Here is a 13,020-nt window from a genome sequence, read left to right as displayed (position 1 = left end):
GGGCCGATCGCTGGGCCCTGCTAGTCGATCGAGCAGGACATGATCACCTGTTTTGGCTCTGAACGTACTGTTCAGCCATGACCTTCCCTTCGAGAATGGCTTCAGTTGACGAGGTGAATGAGCGACTCACGCGCAGAGTTCTGGCTGTTGCGCCTGGTTTCCCTACCTCAACCAACATCCCAGTGGGAAACTCAACGCTCGATTCCCACAGCACGTAAATCGATGCCTGGTAACCAAGGTAGGAATGAACATAAAGGTCATGACTGGTGGACTGAAGGCTCATCATTCTCTCCAACTGGGCGCCACAATCGCGCCTCTGATGGAGATACGACTGATACGTTCTGACGAGCGTTCCGTTTTCCCTACCTCGTTATCTTTGAAGACGGGAGCCTCTGCGCGGGAGTGGCTCCGGCCCTGGTGCTTTTGGCGCAGAAAACGTCTCTGCGACCCAGTCGCGAGCACGCTCCAGCGCCCAAGCCATAGCTGCAGACAGTTTCTGCCCGCGGCAGTCTGGGTGTAGCTCCTCAAGCAAGAGCACGCCTTTTTCCCCGTAGATCCCCAAGAAAAGTTGAGTAGCGTTCTCAAGCGAGAGCCGTGCCTGAATGTTGATTAGAGTGCCACAGGTTAGGCGCTCATCGTAGTTGCGAAAGTGCAACTCAGGATTGGCCCAATCCCAATAAATTTCGCCTCGCTTGCGCATTGAACAGACCTTCAACTTAGATTTTTGACTGGTGAGACAGCATACAGAGCTGCTCCACTGAATCCACTGCCGAAGGTGAGCATTACGATTTTTTACAACTGCTGGTCACTTGGCAGCCGTGTCGGAACATTCGCTGCGCCTTCAATCGCCACGCGGCGAGCGCGCCCTACGCCCCATGCCAGCGCCCTTGTCATTGACTCACCAGGCCTGGAGTCGAATGCCTCTTCATGGATAGTCATACCGCTGGGAGCGTACACGCCGATGAACATCTGCGTTTTTCCTGTCCGCGCCAGTCTCACCTGCACATCGATGGAGGTGCCGTCGCTTAGAGTCTCGTCATGAGTGCGATGGTGCAACGTTGGGTCAGCCCAATCCCAAAACACATCACCGCGAATTCTCATGCCGTCCTCCTACGACTTTAGTTGTAGTTAGGTGTTGTATTGCCACCATAGCTAACACCCAGTTTTACGCAAATCCGCCGACCGCGCCTGTGAGCTGAATCAGACAATCGGCAATACCTCTTCCCTCTCCCTTCTATTCACTGCCGCGATATGACGGCGAGCAGGGGCTGACTCGATCTCAATACCGGACCAGAGCCGGGGGTGAAAACAGCTCTACCCTGCAGAAGCTTTGGCTGGGATGGTAGGCGCTCCTCCGGTTGCTAGCCGGCGCGCCGGCCCAACACCCCAGGCCATCGCACGAGTCATCGATTCGCCGGGACGGGAATCGAACGCCTCTTCGTGCTCCCGCCCGGGAAGAATGGGGAGCACGGCAAGCCGACGTCGGACCTGCACCACCAATGGCGGCCGATCCTGAAAGGTTGGCGATCAGGTACCGCCCCCGTATAACTGCCGCCACACCTATGCGACAATATGCTTAATGTCTGGTCTCAACCCCGCATTTATCGCCCAACAGCTCGGGCATAGCGTGCAGAAGCTCTTATCGACTTATGCGCGCTGGATTAACTCGTCCACGACGGGCAGGAGCGGGACATGCTCCAGATTGGTCCGAAATTGGTCCGTAGCTGCGAAGAAGCCACGTAAGTTATTGATAGGTAAGCTCCTTGATCTCCACCGCTAATATCACCATGCAGTTCGGCTCCAAGCCGCTGTTCGAAAACGTTTCGGTCAAATTCAACAACGGCAACCGCTACGGCCTGATCGGTGCCAACGGTTGCGGCAAGTCGACCTTCATGAAGATCCTCGGCGGTGATCTGGAGCCGTCTGGCGGCCAGGTCATGCTCGAGCCGAACACGCGCCTGGGTAAACTGCGCCAGGATCAGTTCGCCTACGAAGAATTCACCGTGATCGACACCGTGATCATGGGCCACGGCCAGCTGTGGAAGGTCAAGGCCGAGCGCGACCGCATCTACTCGCTGCCGGAAATGACCGAGGAAGACGGCATGGCCGTCGCCGAGCTGGAAACCGAGTTTGCCGAAATGGACGGCTACACCGCCGAATCGCGCGCCGGTGAACTGCTGCTGGGCCTGGGTATTCCGCTGGAGCAGCACTTTGGCCCGATGAGCGAAGTGGCGCCGGGCTGGAAGCTGCGTGTACTGCTAGCCCAGGCGCTGTTCTCGGACCCGGACGTGCTGCTGCTCGACGAACCGACCAACCACCTGGATATCAACACCATCCGCTGGCTGGAAACCATCCTCACGGCGCGTAACAGCACCATGATCATCATTTCCCACGACCGGCACTTCCTCAACAGCGTGTGCACGCACATGGCTGACCTGGACTACGGTGAGCTGCGCCTGTTCCCGGGCAACTACGACGAGTACATGACCGCGGCCACCCAGTCGCGCGAGCAACTGCTGTCGGACAACGCCAAGAAAAAAGCCCAGATCGCCGAGCTGCAGACTTTCGTCAGCCGCTTCTCGGCCAACGCCTCCAAGGCCAAGCAGGCCACTTCGCGTGCCAAGCAGATCGACAAGATCCAGCTGGCCGAGGTCAAGCCTTCGAGCCGTGTCAGCCCGTTCATTCGCTTCGAGCAGACAAAGAAGCTGCACCGCCAGGCAGTGGTCGTCGAGAAGATGGCGAAAGCCTTCGACGACAAGGTACTGTTCAAGAACTTCGACATCACCGTCGAAGCCGGCGAACGCGTAGCGATCATTGGCCCCAACGGTATCGGCAAGACCACCCTGCTGCGCACCCTGGTCGGCGAAATGACCCCAGATGCCGGCTCCGTGAAGTGGACCGACAGCGCCGAAGTAGGCTACTACGCCCAGGACCACGCCCACGACTTCGAAGACGACATGACCCTGTTCGACTGGATGGGCCAGTGGACCAGCGGCGAGCAGGTGATCCGCGGCACCCTGGGGCGCATGCTCTTCTCCAACGATGAGATCCTCAAGTCGGTGAAGGTAATTTCCGGTGGTGAGCAAGGCCGCATGCTGTTCGGCAAGCTGATCCTGCAGAAGCCGAACGTGCTGGTGATGGACGAACCGACCAACCACCTGGACATGGAATCGATCGAAGCGCTGAACCTGGCGCTGGAAAACTACCCGGGCACCCTGCTGTTCGTCAGCCATGACCGCGAGTTCGTGTCGTCGCTGGCGACCCGCATCATCGAGCTGAGCGCTGATGGTGTGGTGGACTTCAGCGGGACTTATGACGATTACCTGCGTAGCCAGGGCGTCGTGGTCTGAGGTAGCTGAGTTGGCCTGATCGCCTTTGGGTGGCTGGGCCGGCCTCTTCGCGGGGCAAGCCCGCTCCTACAGGGACACTGTCGCCCTGTAGGAGCAGGCTGGCTCTCGCCGATGAATAATTCGTTAGCCTGCTTTCATTTACTTCGCGCAGCGGCCATGATTAGGGCACGCCCAACCGCCCGCCCGCGAAAGAGCCCATGACCGCGCAACAGTCTGCCCCCGCCAGCAGTACCTTAAGTATTACCCTGCAGATCCTGTCGATCGTCTTCTTCACCTTCATTGCCTTCCTCTGCATCGGCCTGCCGATTGCGGTGCTGCCCAGCTATGTGCACGACCAGCTGGGCTTTGGTGCGGTGATCGCCGGGGTGACCATCGGCCTGCAGTACCTTTCCACCCTGCTCAGCCGCCCTTTCGCCGGGCGCGTGGCCGATACCCTGGGGGGCAAGAAGGCGATTGGCTATGGCCTGCTGGGCATCGCCGGTTGCGGGGTGCTGACGCTGCTCTCGGCCTGGTCGCTGCAGGTGCCGCTGCTGAGCCTGGCCCTGCTGCTCGGCGGCCGTGTGCTGCTGGGCCTGGCGCAGGGGCTGATTGGCGTCGCCACCTTGAGCTGGGGCATCAGCCAGGTCGGCCCGGAACACACGGCGCGGGTGATCTCGTGGAATGGCATCGCCTCGTACGGGGCGATCGCCATCGGTGCGCCGGTCGGTGTGCTGGCAGTCGCCGGCCTGGATTTCAGCGTGCTCGGCCCGGCCTTGCTGGTGCTGGCGTTAGTGGCCTTGCTGGTGCTGCGCAAACGCCCCGACGTCGTGGTGACGCGCGGCGAGCGGCTCCCGTTCTGGTCGGCCTTTGGCCGCGTCGCCCCCTGCGGCCTGGGGCTGACCCTGGCGTCGATCGGCTACGGCACCCTGACCACTTTCGTCACCCTTTATTACCTGGAGCGAGGCTGGGTCGGTGCGGCCTGGTGCCTGAGCGCCTTCGGCCTGTGCTTCATCATTTCGCGGCTGCTGTTCGTCAACGCGGTGAACCGCTTTGGCGGCTACAACGTGGCCATGGCCTGCATGGCCACCGAAGTGCTCGGCCTGAGCCTGCTGTGGTTGGCGCCCTCACCGCCCTGGGCGCTGGTCGGTGCCGGCCTGACGGGCTTCGGCCTGTCGCTGGTGTACCCGGCACTGGGCGTCGAAGCGATCAAGCAGGTGCCGAGCAGCAGCCGTGGCGCGGGGCTTGGGGCTTATGCCGTGTTCTTCGACATGGCACTGGCCATCGCTGGCCCGGTGATGGGCGCAGTGGCGGTGCACCTGGGTTATGCCTCGATTTTCTGCGTCGCGGCCCTGCTGGCCTTGGCCGGGGTTGGCCTGACGCTGCTACTGGCGCGGCGCAGTCGCCGCAGCTGAACGCTCGGCGTGCTCCGGTGCACCCAGGGCCTGGGTGAAAAACGCCGCCGTATCACGCTGCAGCGAATGGTGAATGTGGCGCCGGTCGACACCATCGGCGTCCTTGCACAGCGCCGCCATGCGCGTGCGCTGCTCCTCGTCACAGCGGGCCATGAACACGAAGTGTCCGGCCCCTGCCAGCAAGCGGTAGTCCGGGGTGATCGGCAGCTTGCGCGCCAGTTCCTCGGCATTGCGATCCACCGCCACCAGCTGGTCGCTGTCGCCACTGTAGATCAATGCAGGCACCTTCACGCCGGCCAGGGCATGGCGGCCGAACATCAGGCTCAAGGGGGCCATCAGCATCACCGCGCCAACCCGTGAGTCGGCCTTGGGCGAAAGCTCGCTGCGGTCGGCAATCAACACGCCATGGGTCTTGCAGGCATCGGTATCACCTGGGCGCTCGAGGCAGTAACGGCGCAGGCGATCCAGGTCAGGTTGGGCGCCAGACAGGATCAAGGCGGTTTCACCGCCGGCCGAGTAGCCGATCACACCGACCTTGCCGTCATTCAGGTAAGGGCCAAGCAACGCATCTTCACGGGCGGACGTGATGGCCTCACTGACCTGCAAGGGACGGCCATAAAGGTTGCTCAGCGTGCCCAGGCGGCTGTGGTCCCGGGCATTGTCGCCTGGGTGCACCACCGCCACCACGACGAAGCCCCGGCGGGCCAGGGAAGTGGCCAGGTAATGCAGGGCCAGCGGGCTGCCGGTGTTGCCGTGGGACAGCACCAGCAGCGGAAACTGCCCGAGGGCGACCGTGGCCTCTTCAGCGACGTCGATAGGGTAGCCGTCGATGCGGATATTGCGCGGTGTGCCATGGGATGGGTAGAACGCCAGGGCTTGCATCGGCCTGGCGTCGACCGGGTCGTCGAGGGTCATGTGATGCAGACCGGCCACCCACGGGGAAGCCTCGGCATGGGCCAACAGGCCACCGAGCAGCAATGCCAGCAAACGGCAGGGAGTGTTCATCGGTCAGCTATCGCGCAGCAGGCCCCAGGATAGCGTCAGCATAGATCCGGCCTTACCACCGGCAGATGAAAACTGGATGAAAAAAACGGCTGGTGCTCGGAGCACCAGCCGTTTTTTTTCGCTCGGCGATCAGGCCGCGGCGAACAGCTCGTTGGCAATCTGCGCCTGGGCGGCGTCGATGGCCTGGGTACGGTGTTCCGGGCCATAGGCCAGGCCGTGGGCACGGACCACTTCCAGGTCGGTGATACCGATGAAGCCGAGGAACACCTTGAGGAAGTCCTCATGACCGACACCGGTCGGCTGGCCAGCGTGCAGGCCACCCGCAGTGGAGACCAGCACCACCTTCTTGTTGCCACACAGGCCTTCCGGGCCGGCTTCGGTGTAGCGGAAGGTCTTGCCGGCGACGGCCACGCGGTCGATCCAGGCCTTGAGCTGAGTCGGTACACTGAAGTTGTACATCGGTGCGCCAATCACCACGGCGTCGGCGGCGAGGAACTCTTCCAGGGTTTCGGCGCTCAGCTTGGCTTCGAAGGCCTGGGCGGCGTCACGGGCTTCTTCCGGGGTGCCGGCAGCCACAAGGGTGGCGGACGAGAAATGGGCGATGGCGTCGGCAGCCAGGTCACGGTAGACCACTTCGATGCTCGGGTCTGCAGCTTTCCAGGCTTCGACCACTTCGCGGCTCAGCTGGCGAGAGGCGGAATTGTCGCCCAGGATGCTCGAATCGATATGCAACAGTTTCATGGGACTCTCCTGTGAATGAAGACCGCGGCGGTGGGCGATCACGATGGGGAGAATCCTACCGGGATGGCGAATGGCTGAAAAGTCGGTAAAAATGCGTTAGTTTGTCCCACAGGTAGAACAGTGAGACAGCCCCATGCAAGACCTCAATGACCTCTTCTATTTTGCCCAGGTGGTCGAAGCCGGCGGTTTTGCTGCAGCCGGGCGCCAATTGGGCATTCCCAAGTCGCGCCTGTCGCGGCGGATTGCCGAACTGGAAGAACGCCTTGGCACCCGCCTGCTGCAGCGCACCACGCGCCAGCTCAAACTCACGGCCGTCGGCGAGCGCTACCTGCACCATTGTCAGGCCATGCTGCTGGAGGCCGAGGCTGCCGACGAGGTGGTGGCGAGCATGAGCAGCGAACCGCGCGGGCGCCTGCGCGTGTCGTGCCCGGTAGCCCTGGCCCATGCGTTCCTGCCCGAGGTGATCAGCCGTTTCCTCGAACAGTACCCGCAGGTGCAGCTGGACATGGTCCTGCTCAACCGCCGTGTCGATCTGATTTCCGAAGGCATCGACGTCGCCCTGCGCGTACGCGATCTGGGCGACGAAGACCCGGCACTGGTGACCCGTCGGCTGCGCCAGGCTCAGATGCAACTGGTGGCAGCCCCCGGCTTTGCCGACCATATCCGCGAGCCCTCCGAGTTGGCCACGCTGCCGGTGCTGGGCGCCGCCGAAGCCGACCGGCTGGTGCACTTCCGCTTGCACGGGCCCAATGGCCGGCAGCAGGAGATCGCCCTGGAGCCACGCTTGGCCATTGACGATTTTGTCGTGCGCAACGCCGCCGTGCGCGCCGGGCTGGGCTTCACTGCCCTGCCCAGCATGTTCTGCGAAGAGGAACTGGAGCGCGGCGAGCTGGTGAAGCTGCTGCCGGACTGGTCATTGCCAGGCGGCTACCTGCAGGCGGTCTACCCTCATCGACGTGGATTGTTACCGGCCGTGCGGGCCTGGATCGACCACCTGGCGGCGTCGTTCGAAGCATGTGGAGAGCGTTATGTCTAAGCAGAAAATGACCGAGGAGCAGGTTGCAGCATTCTGCCTGAACCTGCCGGGCGCGCGGGAAGACTACAAATGGGGCGGCATCCGGGTGTTCTCCGTGGCCGGTAACAAGATGTTCGCGGTGCTTGACCTGGCCGGAGCTGGCTTGTCGTTCAAGGTCGCCGACGAGCTGTTTCTGGGTTATTGCGACCGGCCTGGCGTGCGGCCGGCGCCCTATCTGGCACGTGCCAAGTGGATCAGCATGACGCCACCCTACCCCATGGGCCGGGATGAACTGTGCGACCTGCTGCAGCGCTCGCACCAACTGGTGGTGCGACGGTTGCCAAAACGGTTGCAGCCAGGCCTGCTGAGCTGATCAGTTGAACGGCAGAAAGCGGCTACCCAGGAACAGGTAGTCAAGCCAGAACACCTGATGCAGCAGCACGATACCCCAGAACACCAGCTGGTAAGACAGTTTGCGTGTCTTGTGCCGGAACAGCTGCTGGGCAACCAGCGCGCCGGGCCAGCCCCCCAGCAACTCGCTGGCATGCAGCACCTTTTCAGGCGTGCGCCAGGTATTGCCCTGGGCCTGGCGCTTGTCCTGCCAGTACAGCAGCAGGCTGATCAGGCTCACCAGCGGGTACAACGCCAATGGCACCCAGCTCTGCCCGCTCCAGCCCATCTGTACCGCGCCAAGCACCGGCAGCAGGCACAGCCCCCCCAGCAGCAACAGCTTCAGGCGCGCATTGCGCACGCCCGCTGTGCGTTCGGCGCCGCGTGGCGCCGTGTTTTGTGCCCGAGCCATGTCAGCTGTGCGCCGTCGACCAGTCAACCCAGCCGAACTGCCAGGTCGCCAGGATCAGCAGGCCAAAGATGATGCGGTACCAGGCAAAGGCCGCATAGCTGTGGTTGGCGATGAACTTCAGCAGCGCGCGCACGGCAATCATCGCGAAGATGAACGAGGTCACGAAACCGAGGGCGAACACCGGCAGGTCGTTCGGCTCGAACAGGTGGCGGTACTTGTAGCCCGAATAGACCGCCGCACCGACCATGGTCGGCATCGCCAGGAAGAACGAGAACTCGGTGGCCGCCTTGCGCGACAGGCCGAACAGCAGGCCGCCGATGATGGTGGAGCCCGAGCGCGAGGTACCCGGGATCATCGCCAGGCACTGCACGAAGCCGATCTTCAGGGCATGGGTCCAGCGCATGTCGTCGACATGGTCCACCGCCACGGTGTGCTGGCGACGTTCAGCCCAGAGCATGATCACACCACCGATCACCAGCGCCGTCGCCACGGTGATCGGGTTGAACAGGTATTCGTGAATCAGGTCGGCGAACAGCACGCCCAGCACTACCGCCGGCATGAACGCCAGCAGCAGGTTACCGGTGAAACGCCGTGCCTTCGGCTGGCTGGCCAGGCCGAACACCACTTCTAGGATCTTGCTGCGGAACTCCCACACAACCGCCAGGATCGCCGCCAGCTGGATGATGATGTTGAACGCCATGGCCCGTTCGCCACCAAACCCGATGAGGTCGGCGACGATGATCTGGTGGCCGGTACTGGAGATCGGCAGGAACTCCGTGAGCCCTTCGACCACACCTAAGATGATTGCCTGAAAGGCCGTCCAAAAATCCATTGTTCCCCCGGTGGGGCACTGCTGCTTGCAGGCCCCTTATTCTTGATTTGCTTGTGGTTGCCGCACGCGGCGCGGCCTTTTTACAGCGACTTCTGGGACCGGCGCCAGGGGAAAAGTTCAGCCTGACTAAAGGTTTCATCTTGCCCGGCCGAGATCCTATCAAAGCGGTATGACAAAGGCGCGCGCAGCCTGTGGCAGAGTAGCCAATAACTAGCACTTAGCCATTAGTCGAGTGCCTGCCGCCTGCAAAGCGTGCTTGGATGCACCTGAATAAAAAGAACAAGGTAGGAGTGGATTCGATGAAGGGATTGCGGTCGATGTCGATCAGCCGTCGTCTGTGGCTGATTCTGGTGGTAGCGGTGGGCATGCTGGCAGTGCTCGGTTTGCTGATGCTGCGCCAAATCCATGGCGACCTGTACCAGGCCAAGGCGGAAAAGACCCGCCACGTGGTGCAAACCGCCGCTGGCGTGCTGGCCTACTACCAGGGCCTGGAGGCCGCCGGCACGCTCAGCCGCGAGGCAGCCCAGCAGCAGGCCCTGCAAGTAGTGCGGGCGCTGCGCTACGACCAGAACGACTACTTCTGGATCAACGACCTGGGACCGAAGATGATCATGCATCCGGCCAACCCCAAGCTCGACGGTCAGGACCTCTCCGCCATTCGCGACCCGGACGGCTTCGCCGTGTTCAACGAGATGGTCGCCCTCGCCCGCAGCCAGGGCGCCGGCCCGGTCGACTATCGCTGGCCCAAGCCAGGCGCCAGCGAGCCGGTGGCCAAGACCTCCTATATCCAACTGTTCAAACCCTGGGGCTGGATCATCGGTTCCGGCGTCTACGTCGACGATGTGCAGGCCGAATTCGCCCGCCAGTTGCGTGATGCCTCGCTGGTCGGCCTGGCCATCGCCGTGCTGATGGCCCTGGTGGTGATGCTCATCGCCCGCAGCATTGCCCGCCCCCTGCAGGAAGCGGTGCAGGCCATGGGCAACATCGCCAGCGGCGAAAGCGACCTGACCCGCCGCCTGGATACCGACGGCCGCGACGAGATCACCCACCTGGGCCAGCACTTCAACCAGTTCAACGGCAAGCTGCAGGGGGTGGTCGGCCAGCTTCAGGGCGCGGCCCACGCCCTGGCACAGTCGGCCGGGCACGTCGGCGACAATGCTGGCGCCGCCCAGCAGCACAGCGCCCAGCAGTCTCTGCAGATGGACCAGGTGGCGACGGCGGTCAACGAAGTCACCTATGCCGTGCAGGACGTGGCCAAGACGGCCGAACAGGCCGCCGGTGAAATGCGCGCCGCGCAGCAACAGGTTGAACACGGCCAGCAGGCCATCCACGGCAGCCTGCAGCAGATCGACCGCCTCTCGGCGACCATCGAGCAGGCCGTGCAGGTGATCCGTGACCTGGCCGGGCACAGCACCAAGATTGGCGGAGTACTGGAGGTGATCCGCGCCATCGCCGAGCAGACCAACCTGCTCGCCCTCAACGCTGCCATCGAAGCCGCTCGCGCCGGCGAACAGGGCCGCGGCTTCGCTGTGGTGGCCGACGAGGTCCGCCTGTTGGCGCAACGTACCGCGCAGTCGACAGCGGAAATCCACACCATGATCGAGCACCTGCAAGGCCAGTCCGATGCGGCGGTCAAGGCCATCGACACCAGCAGCGAGGCTTCGCGCCAGACCGTGCAACAAGCCCGCGAGGCCGGTTCAAGCCTGGATGCCCTCAGCCAGGCACTGCACAACCTCACCGCCCTCAACGCCTCGATCGCCAGCGCCACCTTGCAGCAGTCGCATGTGGTCGAGGAGATCAACCGCAATGTGCTGGACACCGCCGGCTTGTCGCAGCAGACCGCCGATGCCGCGCGCCAGTCCAGCGACGCCGGCTTGGCCCTGGGGCAGCTGAGCGAGGAGCTGGAACAGCTGCTGCGTCAGTTCCGCGTCTGAACAGGCTGTAAATACCGGCCCCTGAGCGGGCCGGTGCCGGTTGCGCGCTACACCTCCCGCCCTGCACAAGCTACAATCGCCGCCCTTTGCCAACCAAGGATCGCCGATGTCCGGCCTCGAACTCATCGCCGCCGTGCTCGGCGTCACCGCCGTGTGGCTTACCGTCAAGCAGAACGCCTGGTGCTGGCCGATCGGCCTGGTCATGGTGCTGATCTATGGCTGGCTGTTCTACGACGTGAAGCTGTACTCGGGCATGCTGCTGCAGCTGGCCTACGCCGTGCTGCAGTTGTACGGCTGGTGGCAGTGGAAGCGCCCGGACCGGGTCGAGGACGCTCGCCTGGTCTCGCGCCTGCCAACCCCGGCACTGTTCGGCGGGTTGCTCGCTGGGCTGCTGCTGAGCGTGGCACTCGGTGCGGCGATGGCCAACTGGACTGATGCTGCCCTGCCGTGGCTGGATGCCACGTTGACCGGATTCAGCCTGGTCGCGCAACTGTGGATGGCGCAGAAGCGCGTGCAGTGCTGGCCGCTATGGATCGTGGTGGATGTGGTCTATGTCGGCCAGTACCTGCACCAGCAGCTGTACTTCACGGCCGGGTTCTTTGCCGTACTGACGCTGATCGCGGTACGTGGCTGGCTGGAATGGCGCCGTGACCCTGCATTGGTGCAGCCATGAAGGTCCTGGTGCTGTGCGGCCCCGAATCCAGTGGCAAAAGCTGGCTCAGCGGTGAAATCCAGGCGCATTTCGGCGGTATCGTGGTGGGCGAGTACGTACGCCACTTCATCGACCAGGAATGCCGAGACACGTGCTATGCCGACATTCCCACCATCGCCCGCGGCCAGCTGGCCTGGGAAGACCAGGCGCGCCAGCAGGCACCTGAGCTGCTGATCCTAGATACCCACCTGCTCAGCAACATGCTGTGGAGCCGCGCCCTGTTCGACGATTGCCCGCCCTGGCTGGAACAGGCTCTGCTTGCCCGCCGTTATGACCTGCACCTGCTGCTCAGCCCGCACGGGGTAGGATGGGTCGCCGATGGTCAGCGCAGCCAGCCGGAGCTTGCCGACCGCCAGGTGTTCTTCGATGACAGCCGCCGATGGCTGGAACACAATGGGCAAGCGCTACAGATCATCGAGGGAGACTGGCCACAACGCAGCGCAACGGCCCTGCTCGCGGTTCAGCACCTGCTACAGGGAAAAACCCCGCTGTGCCCCACCGAATGTTAACCCCATGACACACACGACTGAGGCCAAGCCCCCGTTTCTGTGGGCTCCCAGCCATTTGTGGGGGAGGTGTCAAGCTGGTGATACATTCGTTGAAAATGCCCTTCGAGTAACGTAAATGCTGGGCCAAAGGCCAAATCACTGAAAATTTGTCTCAGCGCTGATACAGCAACTTGACGGTTTCTTCAGGCAATGCGCTCAAGCTGCTGATTTTCAATAGATATCCAAAACCGGCACGGCTTTCGCTGTCCTCCTTCGCAACGCTGATCAAGACCAGCGCTCTAAGAAGGAGTAGCCGTCATGGGGAAACTGGATAGAGGCGTTTTATGCCTGTTGCTGGTCGGCTGTGCACTCGGCTCGGCGCTGCCTGCGCAGGCCGATAACGGCATCATCGTGATCACCCGCGATGTGCAACCGCGCATGGCCATTCGTGCGCCCCTGGCGCCCGACCCCTACCCCACCACCGCCAATGCCAACCCCTCCGCGCAAGTGCTCAGGCAAACCAACGAACTGAGCGATGGGGACTTCGCCAGCATCACCAGCGGCACGGGGATTTCCTCGCTGATTACCCAACAGACCGACAACCTCGGCGGCCAAATCGGCAACCAGACGCAGCTGTCAAACCAGGCAGCCGGGCGTGGCACCGGTTCGGGCAACGGCATTTCCAACATGGTCAACTCGAGCGTCCAGCGCGGTCTTGCCCCACTGCAGATCCTCACGGGAGGCAAATGA

Annotated in this window: 14 protein-coding genes and 2 pseudogenes; 10 read left to right on the top strand and 6 right to left on the bottom strand. The window is 62.8% G+C overall.

The features are described from left to right. Window positions 1–43: 43 nt before the first annotated feature. Together BGP85_RS29445 and BGP85_RS11285 are read right to left on the bottom strand one after the other, a co-directional pair. Window positions 44–283, bottom strand: a complete 240-nt coding sequence (locus tag BGP85_RS29445) for a hypothetical protein (RefSeq protein WP_103447239.1) — start codon at window positions 281–283, stop codon at window positions 44–46. Window positions 284–792: 509 nt separating this feature from the next. Continuing rightward, window positions 793–1,101, bottom strand: a complete 309-nt coding sequence (locus BGP85_RS11285; RefSeq protein ID WP_103447237.1) for a hypothetical protein — start codon at window positions 1,099–1,101, stop codon at window positions 793–795. Window positions 1,102–1,416: 315 nt separating this feature from the next. On the opposite strand from BGP85_RS11285, the pseudogene BGP85_RS29215 reads away from it, so the two are divergent. From BGP85_RS29215 to BGP85_RS11270, 3 genes and pseudogenes are all read left to right on the top strand, one after another. Continuing rightward, window positions 1,417–1,743, top strand: a pseudogene (locus BGP85_RS29215) (site-specific integrase); the annotation flags it as partial. 20 nt (window positions 1,744–1,763) lie between these two features. Beyond that, window positions 1,764–3,350: an ABC-F family ATPase gene (locus tag BGP85_RS11275; RefSeq protein ID WP_027919182.1), complete on the top strand. Its 1,587-nt coding sequence runs from the start codon at window positions 1,764–1,766 to the stop codon at window positions 3,348–3,350. Between the two features lie 197 nt (window positions 3,351–3,547). Continuing rightward, window positions 3,548–4,741, top strand: coding sequence for an MFS transporter (locus tag BGP85_RS11270; protein ID WP_103447236.1), 1,194 nt, complete (start codon window positions 3,548–3,550; stop codon window positions 4,739–4,741). Here BGP85_RS11270 and BGP85_RS11265 read toward each other — a convergent pair. Together BGP85_RS11265 and BGP85_RS11260 are read right to left on the bottom strand one after the other, a co-directional pair. Then, window positions 4,712–5,746, bottom strand: a complete 1,035-nt coding sequence (locus tag BGP85_RS11265; protein ID WP_103447235.1) for an alpha/beta hydrolase family protein — start codon at window positions 5,744–5,746, stop codon at window positions 4,712–4,714. The two genes, BGP85_RS11270 and BGP85_RS11265, sit on opposite strands and share 30 nt — an antisense overlap. Window positions 5,747–5,875: 129 nt before the next feature. Further along, window positions 5,876–6,487: an FMN-dependent NADH-azoreductase gene (locus tag BGP85_RS11260; protein WP_060507230.1), complete on the bottom strand. Its 612-nt coding sequence runs from the start codon at window positions 6,485–6,487 to the stop codon at window positions 5,876–5,878. Window positions 6,488–6,620: 133 nt separating this feature from the next. Here BGP85_RS11260 and BGP85_RS11255 point away from each other — a divergent pair, with 133 nt between their 5' ends. Both BGP85_RS11255 and BGP85_RS11250 read left to right on the top strand, forming a co-directional pair. Continuing rightward, a complete protein-coding gene (locus tag BGP85_RS11255; protein WP_103447234.1) occupies window positions 6,621–7,523 on the top strand; it encodes a LysR substrate-binding domain-containing protein in 903 nt (300 codons plus the stop codon). Continuing rightward, complete coding sequence (locus BGP85_RS11250) at window positions 7,516–7,875, top strand: MmcQ/YjbR family DNA-binding protein (RefSeq protein ID WP_103447233.1); 360 nt, start codon at window positions 7,516–7,518, stop codon at window positions 7,873–7,875. The genes BGP85_RS11255 and BGP85_RS11250 overlap by 8 nt, the downstream gene beginning before the upstream one ends. On the opposite strand, the gene BGP85_RS11245 is transcribed toward BGP85_RS11250, so the two are convergent. Then, entirely contained in the window at window positions 7,876–8,304 is a 429-nt protein-coding gene (locus BGP85_RS11245; RefSeq protein WP_103447232.1) for a DUF1294 domain-containing protein, read from the bottom strand. A 1-nt stretch (window position 8,305) separates the two neighbouring features. Continuing rightward, window positions 8,306–9,136, bottom strand: coding sequence for an undecaprenyl-diphosphate phosphatase (locus BGP85_RS11240; RefSeq protein ID WP_103447231.1), 831 nt, complete (start codon window positions 9,134–9,136; stop codon window positions 8,306–8,308). A gap of 260 nt (window positions 9,137–9,396) precedes the next feature. Between BGP85_RS11240 and BGP85_RS29810 the strand changes: the two are divergent. The 5 genes and pseudogenes from BGP85_RS29810 to BGP85_RS11220 all read left to right on the top strand — a co-directional run. Further along, window positions 9,397–10,197 (top strand): annotated as a pseudogene (locus tag BGP85_RS29810) (cache domain-containing protein); the annotation flags it as partial. Between the two features lie 138 nt (window positions 10,198–10,335). Further along, window positions 10,336–11,070: a methyl-accepting chemotaxis protein gene (locus tag BGP85_RS29805; protein WP_445482625.1), complete on the top strand. Its 735-nt coding sequence runs from the start codon at window positions 10,336–10,338 to the stop codon at window positions 11,068–11,070. Between the two features lie 106 nt (window positions 11,071–11,176). Continuing rightward, window positions 11,177–11,743: a nicotinamide riboside transporter PnuC gene (pnuC, locus tag BGP85_RS11230; RefSeq protein WP_103447229.1), complete on the top strand. Its 567-nt coding sequence runs from the start codon at window positions 11,177–11,179 to the stop codon at window positions 11,741–11,743. Continuing rightward, on the top strand, window positions 11,740–12,291 hold the full coding sequence (locus BGP85_RS11225) for an AAA family ATPase (protein ID WP_103447228.1): 552 nt from the start codon (window positions 11,740–11,742) through the stop codon (window positions 12,289–12,291). The genes pnuC and BGP85_RS11225 overlap by 4 nt, the downstream gene beginning before the upstream one ends. Before the next feature lie 297 nt (window positions 12,292–12,588). Then, entirely contained in the window at window positions 12,589–13,020 is a 432-nt protein-coding gene (locus tag BGP85_RS11220; RefSeq protein ID WP_103447227.1) for a hypothetical protein, read from the top strand.

Origin of the sequence: Pseudomonas putida (assembly GCF_002906855.1) — a bacterium.
Classification (GTDB): domain Bacteria; phylum Pseudomonadota; class Gammaproteobacteria; order Pseudomonadales; family Pseudomonadaceae; genus Aquipseudomonas; species Aquipseudomonas putida_N.
Note: the sequence above shows the minus strand (reverse complement) of the source record. Positions and strands in the feature narration are given on the sequence as shown.

Coding starts and splice junctions, on each gene's coding strand:
- BGP85_RS29805 (WP_445482625.1), top strand. CDS start 10,336: ATGGACCAGGTGGCGACGGCGGTCAACGAAGTCACCTATGCCGTGCAG.
- BGP85_RS11245 (WP_103447232.1), bottom strand. CDS start 8,304: ATGGCTCGGGCACAAAACACGGCGCCACGCGGCGCCGAACGCACAGCG.
- BGP85_RS11285 (WP_103447237.1), bottom strand. CDS start 1,101: ATGAGAATTCGCGGTGATGTGTTTTGGGATTGGGCTGACCCAACGTTG.
- BGP85_RS11250 (WP_103447233.1), top strand. CDS start 7,516: ATGTCTAAGCAGAAAATGACCGAGGAGCAGGTTGCAGCATTCTGCCTG.
- BGP85_RS11225 (WP_103447228.1), top strand. CDS start 11,740: ATGAAGGTCCTGGTGCTGTGCGGCCCCGAATCCAGTGGCAAAAGCTGG.
- BGP85_RS11270 (WP_103447236.1), top strand. CDS start 3,548: ATGACCGCGCAACAGTCTGCCCCCGCCAGCAGTACCTTAAGTATTACC.
- BGP85_RS29445 (WP_103447239.1), bottom strand. CDS start 283: ATGAGCCTTCAGTCCACCAGTCATGACCTTTATGTTCATTCCTACCTT.
- BGP85_RS11265 (WP_103447235.1), bottom strand. CDS start 5,746: ATGAACACTCCCTGCCGTTTGCTGGCATTGCTGCTCGGTGGCCTGTTG.
- pnuC (WP_103447229.1), top strand. CDS start 11,177: ATGTCCGGCCTCGAACTCATCGCCGCCGTGCTCGGCGTCACCGCCGTG.
- BGP85_RS11240 (WP_103447231.1), bottom strand. CDS start 9,136: ATGGATTTTTGGACGGCCTTTCAGGCAATCATCTTAGGTGTGGTCGAA.
- BGP85_RS11220 (WP_103447227.1), top strand. CDS start 12,589: ATGGGGAAACTGGATAGAGGCGTTTTATGCCTGTTGCTGGTCGGCTGT.
- BGP85_RS11255 (WP_103447234.1), top strand. CDS start 6,621: ATGCAAGACCTCAATGACCTCTTCTATTTTGCCCAGGTGGTCGAAGCC.
- BGP85_RS11260 (WP_060507230.1), bottom strand. CDS start 6,487: ATGAAACTGTTGCATATCGATTCGAGCATCCTGGGCGACAATTCCGCC.